The following is a 1,047-nucleotide window of genomic DNA, read 5'->3' on the forward strand; positions in this document are numbered from 1 at the left end:
CCCGTTTTCAGCTCTATAATGAATCAGGCAAACTCTGGCTCAGTGTTGATGGCCGAGGGCAGGTTACCGAATATCAGTATAATGGTGCAGGACAAGTTACTCGCGAGTTAAGTTATGGCACTCAACTAGATACATCCGCTTGGTTAGTTGAAAATAAACTCACCGTATCGGGTGATGACGTTTTGACGCTGGTCAATACCATGAGTGACGAGGAAAAAGCCCTTACTCGCCTGATTGCCACGGAATATGACAGCCGTGGTCGGGTGTATACTGTGACCAATGCTGTCGGCCAGGTGACCGAGTATGAATATGACAACCAAGGCCGCATTCAAGCCACCTTGGTATACGGTGACGGTGAGCGAGACGCCGCACGCATCAGTCGTAACCACTATGATGAGGCCGGGCGCTTGCACGCTCAGACTGATGCCGACGGGTATGTGGTTGAATTCGTGTACGATGCAGCAGGGCGTAAGACAGAAACTCGTTATTACAAAACGCCGAATATATCGCCACCATACAGCGGTGAATATGACGCAGAGCGGGTATTTTATGACCCGCGCGGCCGCCAGCAATTTACACTTAACCGACAGGGCTACCTGACTGAAACGCGCTTTGACGAAGCCGCGCGAGTGACCGAAGTTTATCAATACCTGACAGCGGTGGCGCCCGGAATAACGGAGATATCGTCTATTCGCTTGTTAGCAGGGCCACCGCAGTTGATGAGTCGCCAGACCCGCGATGTGGCAGGTCGATTGAGTGTGTCAGAGGATGTCAGAGGGACCGAAACGCGTTACTACTATGACTCTGAAACCGGTCTGCTGCGTCAGCAAACCCTTGCAGCAAATACAGAAGAAAGCCGTAGCAGCTACTTTAACTACAACACATTTGGTGAAAAGACCGGCAGCCTGGTGTTGGCGAGCCAGCAGGACTGGCAAGCATTTAACCTATCGGACACCATTGCCAAAAAGGGCACACAGGTTAGTTATAACGTCAATGGCCTGAAGGAGACGCAAAGCCATCCGGCTACCGGCACGACCCACTTCTATT

At 51.7% G+C, this 1,047-nt stretch carries 1 protein-coding gene; it reads left to right on the forward strand.

Annotated features, from left to right (window positions below):
• A partial coding sequence (locus K6Y31_RS22060; protein WP_233055175.1) for an RHS repeat protein occupies positions 1-1,047 on the forward strand: 1,047 nt, incomplete at both ends.

It is taken from the genome of Motilimonas cestriensis (assembly GCF_021295315.1).
GTDB classification, from domain to species: Bacteria; Pseudomonadota; Gammaproteobacteria; order Enterobacterales; family CBDFNC01; genus Motilimonas; species Motilimonas cestriensis.